The following is a 10,541-nucleotide window of genomic DNA, read 5'->3' as shown; positions in this document are numbered from 1 at the left end:
CCCCACGCCCCCTGAAACGGCCGTCCCCCCAAAATCGGGATGCCGCGGATCCGGCTCCGCCGGTCCGCCAGCATGCCCCCTTGAGGGGGGCCCGCCTAGGGGGAAGCGCGCAGCGCTTCGGGGGTGGGCCCAACACTGGCCCAAACACTCTAGGAGACTGACAACATGACCCAAATCAATCTGACCCGCCCCGACCTGCTGCGCGACGCCTGCTACATCGGCGGCGAGTGGGTCGGCGCCGGCAATGGCCCGTCCATTCCCGTGAGCAACCCGTCCACCGGCAAGACCATCGTGTCCGTGCCCAAGTTCGGCCGCAAGGAAACCGAGGCCGCCATCGCCAGCGCCGAGGCCGCCCTGCCCGCCTGGAGCGCCAAGACCGGCAAGGAACGCGCCGCCATCCTGCTGAAGTGGTCGCAGCTGATGATGCAGCACCAGAAGGACCTGGCCGCCATCATGACCTCGGAACAGGGCAAGCCCGTGACCGAGGCCGCCGGCGAAATCGCCTACGCCGCCTCGTTCCTGGAATGGTTCGCCGAGGAAGCCAAGCGTATCGACGGCGACGTGCTGCAAAGCCCCAAGGCCGGCCAGCGCCTGCTGGCGCTCAAGCAGCCCATCGGCGTCACCGCCGCCATCACGCCGTGGAACTTCCCGGCCGCCATGATCACGCGCAAGGCCGGCCCGGCGCTGGCCGCCGGCTGCACCATGGTGCTCAAGCCCGCCCAGCAGACCCCGCTGACCGCGCTGGCGCTGGCCGTGCTGGCCGAGGAAGCCGGCGTGCCGGCCGGCGTGTTCCACGTCGTCACCGGCAGCTCGCGCGAGATCGGCGCGGCCCTGTGCGAAAGCGACGCCGTGCGCAAGCTGAGCTTCACCGGCTCGACCGAAGTCGGCCGCACGCTGATGGAACAGTGCGCGCCCACCATCAAGAAGCTGTCGCTGGAACTGGGCGGCAACGCGCCCTTCATCGTGTTCGACGACGCCGACCTGGATCGCGCCGTGGACGGCATCCTGGCCTCCAAGTTCCGCAACGCCGGCCAGACCTGCGTCTGCGCAAACCGCATCTACATCCAGGCCGGCGTGTACGAGGAAGTCACCAAGCGCCTGGTCGCAAAGGTCCAGGCCATGAAGGTCGGCGACGGCTTCGGCGAGGGCGTGACGCAAGGTCCGCTGATCGACGCCAACGCCGTCGAGAAGGTGCAGGAGCACATCGCCGACGCCACCGCGCACGGCGCCAAGGTCATCGTCGGCGGCAAGCATCACGCGCTGGGCGGCACCTTCTTCGAACCCACCGTGGTGCGCGACGTCACCAAGTCCATGCGCTTCGCCACCGAGGAAACCTTCGGCCCGGTCGCGCCGCTGTTCCGCTTCGAGACCGAGCAGGAAGTCATCGAACAGGCCAACGACACCATCTTCGGCCTGGCCGCGTACTTCTTCACCCGCGACTACGCCCGCGTCTGGCGCGTGTCCGAGGCGCTGGAATACGGCATCGTCGGCATCAACACGGGTCTGATCTCCAACGAAGTCGGCCCGTTCGGCGGCGTCAAGCAATCCGGCCTGGGCCGCGAAGGCTCGAAGTACGGGATCGAGGAATACCTGGAGATCAAGTACCTCTGCCTGGATCTGGGTTAAGGCCAAGCCCTGGAGCGCACGGCGCTTCGGGGCGAATGGCATTACGCGTTTCGGACGTTTACGAACGCGACAGCGCCGTCGGCAAGGCATGTGGGGAAGGTTCCCGCGCGTCTTGCCGACGGCGCTGTTTCATGGGCGGGCGCGATAAGTACCCCGATCAGGGCAGAAGAAGCCCGTGCGCCTCCACCCCCGCCAGCATGCCGACCATGCTGGTTTTTTTCCATCATCCGTGCCCACGGTCCTGTTCATCTGATCCTGTCAGGGCACGCACAACGGGATGGCGCGTTCCGCGCGACATCATGAATCCGAAGGCGCGCTACGCCAAGCCGTCCCTGAAATGCTCTTTTGATTCAACCCCTACCCCGACACGATCAATTGCCTTGCCGGCATGCTAGATTTGCGCGTTGCTAGGACGAATACTATGAGCAGATCTTTCACCCGCGAAGAAACGCGCCGGCTGGCGTCCATCCTGGCCGATACGGCCCAGGCCGAGGTCATGCCACGCTTTCGCAACCTGCCCGAGGGCGCCGTGCGCGGCAAGACCTCCGTGCGCGACCTGGTCACCGATGCCGACGAGGCCGCCGAGCGCATGATCAGCGCGCGGCTGGCCAAGCTGTATCCCGGCGCGGTGCTGATCGGCGAGGAAGCCTCGACCCGCAACCCCGCGCTGTTGAACATGCTGGTCGACGCCGACCTGGCCTTCCTGATCGACCCCATCGACGGCACCCGCAATTACGTGGCGGGCCTGCCGCTGTTCGGCATGATGATCGCCGCCTGCCATCGCGGCGACGTGATCGCCGGCGTGATCTACGACCCCGTCAGCCGCGACAGCGCGCTGGCCGTGCGCGGCGAAGGCGCATGGATGGAATACGAGAACGGCAAGCAGGCGCCGCTGGCCGTGGCCAGTCCCGCGCCGCCCGAGGACATGGACGGCCTGATCTCCACCGGCGCGCTGCCCGAGCCGCTGCGCAGCACGGTCAACGGCAACCTGTCGAAATTGGGCAGCACGGCCTCGCTGCGCTGCGCGGCCCATGAATACCGCATGCTGGCGGCGGGCCATTGCCATGTCGCGCTGTACAACCAGCTCACCGCCTGGGACCACGCCGCCGGCTGGCTGCTGCACCGCGAGGCCGGCGGCTACGCCGCGCGCTTTGACGGTTCGCCGTACAAGCCCACGCACCGCAACGGCGGCCTGCTGTACGCGCCCGACGCGGGCAGCTGGCATGCCGCGCAAAAAGCGCTGATGGGCGAGGATTTCGTGGCCTCGGAAAGCTGAGCCCGGGCGGGGTCCGTCCCCGTCCGGAGTCCCATTTTCCGGGACTCCGCCTCGGGTTATCCCTAGGAGTTATCCCCACTATCTGTGGACAACCCTATGGAAAGCTCTGTAACAGCAGAAAAAAACCCTTGCAGGACAAGGGCTTGTATAAACCGCTCAAAAACCGGCCGCTAACTGGCGGCCGGCGAGCGCTTTCACAGGGCATCCAGCGCCAGCGCGCAAGGCTGTTCCACCTTCAGGGTCAGCAAGGCGTCGGCGCGCGTGCGGCCCAGATTGATCGCCGCGATCGGCATGCCGTTGCGCGCGGCGGCGGCCACGAAACGGTAGCCCGAATACACCATCAATGAAGACCCCACGACCAGCACCGCGTCGGCGGCCATCAGGCCCGCGTTGACGCGGTCCACCCGTTCGCGCGGCACCGTCTCGCCAAAAAAGACCACATCGGGCTTGATCACGCCGCCACAGCGCGGACAGGGTGGAACGCGGAAGCCGGAGAAATCCACGCCATCCAGATCGGCGTCGCCGTCGGGCGCGTCGCTGGCCTCCAGCGACTCCCAATGGGGATTGAGCCCCGCCAGCTCGTCCTGCCAGGCCTGCCGCCCGCCGCGCCAGTCGCACTGCATGCAGCGCACCTGATCCAGCCGGCCGTGCAGGTCCACGACCTCGCGGCTGCCGGCGGCCTCGTGCAGCCCATCGACGTTCTGCGTCACCAGCAGGCTGAGCCGGCCGCGCGATTCCAGCCGCGCCAGCGCCCGGTGCGAGTCATTCGGCAGGACGCGGCCGAAGCGGCGCCAGCCGATCATGCTGCGCGCCCAATAGCGCGCGCGGGCCAGGTCGCCGCCCATGAACATCTGCAGGGTCATGGGCGGCTTGCGCTTCCATTCGCCCTCGGTGTCGCGATAGTCCGGAATGCCGGAATCGGTGCTGACGCCCGCCCCCGTCAGCACGAAAAGCCGCGGGTGGCGGTCGACGAAGCCGCGCAGCGCGGCCAGATCCGAAACGCGTGTGTCCATCCAGGCTCCCAGAATCACCGATGCGCGGACCGGCGGACGCGCCCGGCGCGACGATCAGCCGCCCAGCCCGCAATCGGGCATATCGCTGACCAGGCTCGCCTGGGTCACGTTGCTGCCGGGCGCCACGCTGCGCGTGAGCCAGACGTTGCCGCCGATGGTCGATCCCTTGCCGATGGTGATGCGGCCCAGGATCGTGGCGCCAGCGTATATCACCACATCGTCCTCGATCAACGGGTGGCGCGGCAGGCCCTTCTTGAGTTCGCCGTTCTCGCCGGGCGGGAAGCGCTTGGCGCCCAGCGTCACCATCTGGTAGAGCCGCACGCGGTCGCCGATGATGGCGGTCTCGCCGATCACCACGCCGGTGCCATGGTCGATGAAGAAGCTGCGGCCGATGGTGGCGCCCGGATGGATGTCGATGCCGGTGTCGGCATGGGCGATCTCGGCCACCATGCGCGCCAGCATGGGCACGCCCAGCCGGTACAGCACGTTGGCCAGGCGATGGTGGATCATCGCGGTCACGCCGGGATAGCACAGCAGCACCTCGTCGGCGCTGTGCGCGGCCGGGTCGCCCTGATAGGCGGCGGTCACGTCCAGGTCCAGCGCCTCGCGCACCTTGGGCAGCTCGGCGCCGAACTGGCGCACGATGCCGATGGCGCGCTGCTGCGTGTCGGCCAGCAGCGCCGGATCATTGCGCCCGGCGTACTGCAGTTCCAGACAGACCTGGTGCAGCAGCGCGTCCAGCGCCGCGCCAATGGTGTGGCCGACGTAGAAGTCTTCCACTTCCTCGCGCAGATCGATGGGCCCCAGGCGCATGGGGAAGAGCGCGCCGCTCAGATCCTTGACGATCTGGCGCAGGCTTTCCTGCGACGGAAACTCGCGCAGGCCGGCGTCCTCGCGCAGGCGGCCGCGCGGACCGCGCCAGGCCAGGCGCGCCTCGCGCAGGCCGGACACGATGCCGTCCAGGTTCCAGTGCGCGGGCGGGGTGTGGCTGGGCCCGCTCATGGCTGCGCCCGCAAGGAAATGCCGGCGGCGCCGGCGTGGGAATGAAGGTCGAACATGAAGTGCCTCGCTGACGGAGCAGCGGCCGCCGGACTGGCCGACGGGCCGATGCTGCTTTGCAATATTCCCGTCAACTGTAACCGCTGGGGCCCTCTTCGCGGAATCCCCCCGACACGGCGTAGGGGTTATGCGGCAGGGGTCGTCCCCTTGGGCGCCGGCCCCCTGGCGCCGCTCACAGATGCGCCGCGACGCCCGGCACCCAGGCATGGCGCGGCAGCGGCGCCTGGGCGTGGCCCCGGTAGCAATCGATCCAATACGACGTGGACGCGTCGTGCCCCCGGTCGGCCACGGCCGCCGACACCGGCACCGCCAGCTCGCGCTCGATGCCGGTGGCCAGCCGCTTGCCCAGCTCCACGCCCCATTGGTCGAAGGGATTGATGCCCCAGACCACGCTCTGCACGAACACCTTGTGCTCATACAAGGCCAGCAGCGCGCCCAGGCCGCGCGGATCGAGCTTGCGCAGCACGATCAGCGAGGAAGGACGCCCGCCGGGATGCACCATGTGCCGCGCCAGGCGCAGCGCCCGCTCGCGGTCGTCGATATGGGCCACGTCCAGCAGCGCCTGCTCCAGGCTCTTGCCGCGCAACAGGGCCTGGCGCTGCGCCAGGCAGTTGGCCAGCAGCATGCGGTGCGCGTCCGGGTTGTCCGGGCAGCCTTGCAGGCTGGCGATGAAATCCACCGGCGCGCCGTTCTCGCTCTGGTGCAGCCACTGGAAGAAGGTGTGCTGCCCGTCGGTGCCGGGCATGCCCCAGATGATGGGCGCGGACGGCACGCCCACGGCCTGGCCATCGCCCGCCACCCGCTTGCCCAGCGATTCCATCTCCAGCTGCTGCAGGTAGGTCACCAGGTGCAGCAGCCGCGCGCTGTAGGCCGCGATGTTCAGCGAGTTGTGGCCCAGCACGCTGCAATTGACCAGACCGGCAAGCGCCAGCTGCGCCGGCGCATTGGACGCCAGCGGCGCCAGCCGGAAATGCTGGTCCATGGCCTCGGCGCCGGCCCGCATGCCGATCAGCACCTCCGCGCCCACCGTCAGCGCGATGGACAGGCCCGCCACCGACCACACCGAATAGCGGCCGCCCACCCAGTCGCACATCGAGAACACCCGCTCGGCCGGCACGCCCAACGCGCGCGCCGCCGCCGCGTTGGCCGTGACCGCCGCCAGATGCGCCGCCACATCGGTCACGCCGCCGCGCCGCAGCCAGGCGATGGCGGCGCGGGCATTGTGCAGGGTCTCGGCGGTGGTGAAGGACTTGGACGACACCACCACCAGGCAGCGCCTCGGGTCCAGCCCGGTCACCGCGTCGTTGAACGCATGGCCGTCGATATTCGAAACGAAACGGATCTGACGCCGCTGCGTGGGGCCGCCAAAGGCCTGCACCGCCAGCCTCGGCCCCCAGTCGCTGCCGCCGATGCCGATATGCAGCACGGCACCAATGTCCGCCTCCTGGTCCAGCGCGCGCACGAAGTCCAGCATGCGCGCGTACTCGCAGACGGAGCCGGCGTCCTGGCCGTCGGGCTGCTCGCGCGTGCGGCCCGCGCGCAGCGCCGTGTGCCAGGCGGGCTTGTCCTCGGTCCAGTTGACCGCCTCGCCAGCGAACAGCGCCTGCACGGCCCTCGGCACGCCACGGGCGCGCAGCAGGGCCAACCCCGCCGCCTCCAGCGCGGGCGACTGGCGCTGCATGGACAAGTCCAGGCTCAGGCCCGCCGCCTCGATCAGCTTGAGCGCGCCGGCGTCCAGTTCCGCGCGACGCGCCGCATGGTCGAAGGCGCGCCATTCGGCGCAGTCCAGCAATCCCGCGGCTTGCGCCTCTTCCCTCGCAAATTCAGCCCTATCCATCGCGTAGTGCTCCTTAGAACGGTAAACGGACATGAGGCGCGACGCGACGCAAGGCGTTGCGGAAGTCCTCCTCGATGCGCGCCAGGGCGGCCATCGTGTCCCCTTCGAAACGCAGCACGACCGTCGGCGTGGTGTTGGACGGCCGCGCCAGGCCGAAGCCGTCGACGTAATCCACCCGCACGCCGTCCAGATCGTTGATCGACTGCGCGCCAGGAAATCCGCCTTGCGCGCGCAGCGCCTCGACCAGGGCGAACTGCTCGCCCTCGGCGGTCTCCAGCTTGATCTCGGGCGTGGCGCAGGACTGCGGCAACCCCTCCAGCATGGCCGAGGGATCCGACGCCGCGGACAGGATTTCCAGCAGGCGCGCGGCGGCGTACAACCCGTCGTCGAAGCCGTACCAGCGTTCCTTGAAGAACAGATGCCCGCTCATCTCGCCGGCCAGCAGCGCGCCGGTCTCGCGCATCTTGGCCTTGATCAGCGAATGGCCGGTCTTCCACATGGTGGCCTTGCCGCCGGCCTCGGTGATGGCGCGGGCCACATGGCGGCTGCACTTCACGTCGTAGATGATCTCGGCGCCCGGGTTGCGCGACAGCACATCGCGCGCGAACAGGATGAGCTGCCGGTCCGGCCAGATGATCTGGCCGGATTTGCTGACCACGCCCAGGCGGTCGCCATCGCCATCGAAGGCCAGGCCGATCTCGCAGTCCGAATAGCGCAGGCAATAGATCAGGTCCTGCAGGTTCTGCGGATCGGCCGGGTCCGGATGGTGCCCCGGAAAGGCGCCGTCCACCTCGCAGAACAGCTCGGTGACCTCGCAGCCCAGCGCGCGGAACAGGGCCGGGGCGATCGCGCCGGCCACGCCGTTGCCACAGTCGACGGCGATCTTCATCGGCCGGGTCAGCCGGATGTCGCCCATCACGCGCGCGGCGTAGCAGGGCTGCATCTGCATCTGCGTGCGCCCGCCGGCATGGGCCGCGCCTTCTATCGGCCGCCGCATGGCGTCACGCAGCGCGGCGATGCCGTCCCCGTAGAGCGAAGCGCCATCCAGCACGAGCTTGAAGCCGTTGTGGTTGGGCGGATTGTGGCTGCCGGTGACCGCGATGCCCGCGCCGGTATCCATCAGCCGCGCGGCGAAATACAGCATGGGCGTGGTCGCCATGCCGATGTCGATCACATGCAGGCCGGCGGCGCGCAAGCCGGCCTGCAGCGCGGCCGACAGCTCCACGCTGCTCAGCCTGCCGTCGCGCGCCACCACCATCGCGCGCGCGCCCAGCTCCAGCGCCTTCACGCCCGCCGCCATGCCCAGGCTGTGGGCAAAGCGCGCGTCGATCTCCTCGGGCACCGTGCCACGGATGTCGTAGGCCTTGAAAACCGAATCAAGGATGTTCGGAGCGTCCCAGCCAAAAGTTCCGTGCATGTCCGTTTCCTCCGGCTGGCGTCACTTGGGACCGTTCTGCTTGAAATCGCCGTAGTACGCCGCCCTGGAGTAGCGGTATCCGCCATATTTGGACCGCAGGCCGAAGCGTTCGGGCAAGAGCTTCAGGCCGTTGAACAGCACGCCGTCCACCGGCGCGCCGGCCTGGATGAGCCGCTTGGCCGTCTCGCGGATCTCGCCCACCGTGTTCATGCCGGACCGCACCACCACCATTACCGCGGCCGCATGGCTGCCCACCACAGCTGCATCCGGCGAGGACAGCACCGGCGCGGTATCCAGCACCACCATGTCGTACTGGGTGGACAGCTCGCGCAGCGTCTGGCCGAACACGGGCGAGGCCAGCAGCTCGGACGGGTCGAAGGTGACGGCGCCGGTGGAAATGAAATCCACGCCCTCGGACACGCTGTGCCGGCGCACCTGCTCCAGCGGGATCGTGCCGGACAGCACCTCGAACAGGCCGTCCTCCTTGGGCACGCCGAAATAGCGGTTGAGCTGTCCCTTGCGGAAGTCGGCGTCGATCAGCAGCACCCGCTTGCCCACGCCGCCCTGGATGAAGGCGAAGTTGGCCGACAGGAAGGACTTGCCCACCCCGGCCACGGGGCCGGTGAACATGACCATGTTGTTGGCCGACTGGCGCAGCGAGGCCTGCAGCACATTGCGGAAGCCCCGCAGGCTTTCGATGGGCGGCGCGTTGCTCTGGCTCTGCGCCAGCAGCGCGGGCACGGTCGCATTCTTGCGGCGGCTGCGGCGCCAGAGCTTGTCCTGGATGTCGCTGTAGGGAATCGCCGCCAGCACCGGCAGGCCGGTATAGCGCTCCACTTCCTCCGGCTCGGACAGGCCGCCGAACAGGGCGTTGCGCACCAGGGCCGACAGCAGGCCGATGATCAGGCCGATGGCGCTGGCCACCAGGATGATGATGGCGGCCTTGGGCCGCACCGGCTTGTCCGGCTGCACCGCCGCGTCCAGGATGCGCACGTTGCCGACCTTGCCGGCGCGAATCAGCTTGAGCTGCTGGGTATTGTTCAGCAGCGCGGTGTACAGCTCGGTGTTCACGCGCACGTCGCGCACCAGCCGCACCACGTCCTGTTCCAGGTCGGGCAACTGCTTGATGTTGTTGCCGATGCGGTTCACGTCGCCGGTCAGCGAGGCGATCTGCCGGTCGATGGCCAGGATGCTGGGGTGGGTGGGCGCGAAGCGCGTGATCAGGTCCTGACGCTTGGCGCGCAGTTCCATCACCTTGGTCTGCGCGTCCACCGACTGGGCCAGGATCAGCTTGGCTTCCTCGCTCAGGTCGATGGTGCCGCGCTTGTTGCGCAAGGCGTTGTACTTGGTCTCGGCCGCGTCCAGGTCCTTCTTCATCTGGGGCAGCTGCTGCTCCAGGAAACTCAACGACTTCTCGGCCTGCGCCGCCTTGCGGTTCACGTTCTGCTGCACGTACTCCGCGCCGATCTCGTTCAACACGGCGGTGGTCAGCGCGGGATCGTTGCCTTCCAGCGTGACGCCGATCACGCCCGAGGCGCGACCGCGCTCGAAGATGCCCATGCGCGCCTGCACGTCCTCGATGGCCGCCAGCCGCGAGCTGCGCGACACGGTGAACTCGGTGCCCGGACGGCCGCTGAGCGCGTCGATGTGCACGTCCAGCGCGCCGCCGCCCGGCAGCACGAAATGCTGCGGCGCGCCCACGGTCCCGGTGAAGGTCGAGCCGGTGATCTTGTCGAACAGCGTGTAGCGCCCGTCGCCCAGCGTCGTCACCCGCAGCGGCTTGCCCAGCCATTCATTGGGCACATCCAGCTGCGACACGGAAATGGTCTCGCCGCCCCAGGCGTAGCCGCCCCGGGGCAGGCCGCCAGGATAGGGAAAGCTCTCGTGGCGCTGCGCCAGCCAGGCGCCCACCACCGGGAAGTAATTCGGCCTGGCGTGGATATACAGCAAGAACTTGTCGACCGCCGGTCCGACCACCATGCGCGAACGCAGCACCTCCATTTCGCCAGAGGTCTCGGTCTTGGTGTCGAAGATCGCGGACACATCGCCCAGCAGGCTGCGGGCCTGTCCGTTGGGCTGCTCCTCCTCCACCTGGACGATGATGTCGGCCTGGTAGACCGACGGCGTCATCATCACGTAGATCACCGCGCCCAGCAGGGCCAGCAGCGTGATGCCGATGATCATCCAGCGGTTGGAGAAGATCGCGTCCACGTGCGAGGACAACGGGGTTTCCTGCTGACGGGCAGGCGCCGTGGGTTCAAAGGACTCGATGGGCAACGACATGCAGCTCTCCAGGAGAAGGCGCCGCCGCCG

At 68.5% G+C, this 10,541-nt stretch carries 7 protein-coding genes; 2 read left to right on the top strand and 5 right to left on the bottom strand.

The genetic code is table 11. The annotated features are described in order from the left end of the window. The first annotated feature begins 165 nt into the window (after positions 1–165). Positions 166–1,626 carry an NAD-dependent succinate-semialdehyde dehydrogenase gene (locus tag AC6LJ5_RS04545; RefSeq protein WP_103275444.1) on the top strand — a complete coding sequence of 487 codons (1,461 nt, stop codon included), beginning with the start codon at positions 166–168 and terminating at the stop codon, positions 1,624–1,626. Positions 1,627–2,047: 421 nt separating this feature from the next. Next, positions 2,048–2,902 (top strand): inositol monophosphatase family protein, encoded by an 855-nt coding sequence (locus tag AC6LJ5_RS04540; protein ID WP_498139913.1) that lies wholly within the window; start codon positions 2,048–2,050, stop codon positions 2,900–2,902. A 194-nt stretch (positions 2,903–3,096) separates the two neighbouring features. Here the strand turns inward: AC6LJ5_RS04540 and AC6LJ5_RS04535 are convergent, their stop codons facing one another. The 5 genes from AC6LJ5_RS04535 to AC6LJ5_RS04515 all read right to left on the bottom strand — a co-directional run bounded on the left by AC6LJ5_RS04535 (position 3,097) and on the right by AC6LJ5_RS04515 (position 10,511). Continuing rightward, the gene (locus tag AC6LJ5_RS04535) at positions 3,097–3,915 is read right to left on the bottom strand and encodes an NAD-dependent protein deacetylase (RefSeq protein ID WP_103275446.1); all 819 of its coding nucleotides are present in this window, start codon (positions 3,913–3,915) and stop codon (positions 3,097–3,099) included. A 54-nt stretch (positions 3,916–3,969) separates the two neighbouring features. Further along, complete coding sequence (epsC, locus tag AC6LJ5_RS04530; RefSeq protein ID WP_392411069.1) at positions 3,970–4,917, bottom strand: serine O-acetyltransferase EpsC; 948 nt, start codon at positions 4,915–4,917, stop codon at positions 3,970–3,972. Positions 4,918–5,146: 229 nt separating this feature from the next. Beyond that, complete coding sequence (pgi, locus tag AC6LJ5_RS04525) at positions 5,147–6,811, bottom strand: glucose-6-phosphate isomerase (RefSeq protein ID WP_498139912.1); 1,665 nt, start codon at positions 6,809–6,811, stop codon at positions 5,147–5,149. Between the two features lie 13 nt (positions 6,812–6,824). After that, positions 6,825–8,228, bottom strand: coding sequence for a phosphomannomutase/phosphoglucomutase (locus AC6LJ5_RS04520; RefSeq protein WP_498139911.1), 1,404 nt, complete (start codon positions 8,226–8,228; stop codon positions 6,825–6,827). Positions 8,229–8,249: 21 nt separating this feature from the next. Further along, complete coding sequence (locus AC6LJ5_RS04515; protein WP_392411066.1) at positions 8,250–10,511, bottom strand: GNVR domain-containing protein; 2,262 nt, start codon at positions 10,509–10,511, stop codon at positions 8,250–8,252. Positions 10,512–10,541: the final 30 nt, after the last annotated feature.

This window comes from Achromobacter sp. 1011791174, from assembly GCF_059760925.1.
This window is presented reverse-complemented; position numbering and strand designations above follow the sequence as displayed.

Coding starts and splice junctions, on each gene's coding strand:
- pgi (WP_498139912.1), bottom strand. CDS start 6,811: ATGGATAGGGCTGAATTTGCGAGGGAAGAGGCGCAAGCCGCGGGATTG.
- AC6LJ5_RS04520 (WP_498139911.1), bottom strand. CDS start 8,228: ATGCACGGAACTTTTGGCTGGGACGCTCCGAACATCCTTGATTCGGTT.
- AC6LJ5_RS04545 (WP_103275444.1), top strand. CDS start 166: ATGACCCAAATCAATCTGACCCGCCCCGACCTGCTGCGCGACGCCTGC.
- AC6LJ5_RS04540 (WP_498139913.1), top strand. CDS start 2,048: ATGAGCAGATCTTTCACCCGCGAAGAAACGCGCCGGCTGGCGTCCATC.
- AC6LJ5_RS04535 (WP_103275446.1), bottom strand. CDS start 3,915: ATGGACACACGCGTTTCGGATCTGGCCGCGCTGCGCGGCTTCGTCGAC.
- epsC (WP_392411069.1), bottom strand. CDS start 4,917: ATGAGCGGGCCCAGCCACACCCCGCCCGCGCACTGGAACCTGGACGGC.
- AC6LJ5_RS04515 (WP_392411066.1), bottom strand. CDS start 10,511: ATGTCGTTGCCCATCGAGTCCTTTGAACCCACGGCGCCTGCCCGTCAG.